This window comes from Pseudomonas sp. SIMBA_067, from assembly GCF_046534675.1.
GTDB classification, from domain to species: Bacteria; Pseudomonadota; Gammaproteobacteria; order Pseudomonadales; family Pseudomonadaceae; genus Aquipseudomonas; species Aquipseudomonas putida.
On sequence record NZ_JAWRYH010000355.1, the window covers coordinates 1 to 276 of the forward strand.

General features: G+C 58.0%; 1 pseudogene. It reads left to right on the forward strand.

The window, feature by feature from the left end:
• Window positions 1-276: pseudogene (locus SB765_RS29420) on the forward strand (glutamine synthetase); the annotation flags it as partial.

Below are 276 nucleotides of genomic sequence, written 5' to 3' on the forward strand. Positions count from 1 at the left end.
TGGCCATTGCCGCCAGTTTGCTGTGTGGCTTCATCGGCATGGTCGAAGGCCATAACCCGAGCGCGCCCGTGGTGGGCCGTGGTTACGAGCGACGCAATCTGCGCCTGCCGTTGACCATCGAAGATGCCTTGGAACGCATGGAAAACAGCAAGACCATCGAGAAATACCTGGGTCGCAAATTCATCACAGGCTACGTCGCGGTCAAGCGGGCCGAGCATGAAAACTTCAAGCGCGTGATCAGTTCATGGGAGCGGGAATTCCTGCTCTTCGCCGTCT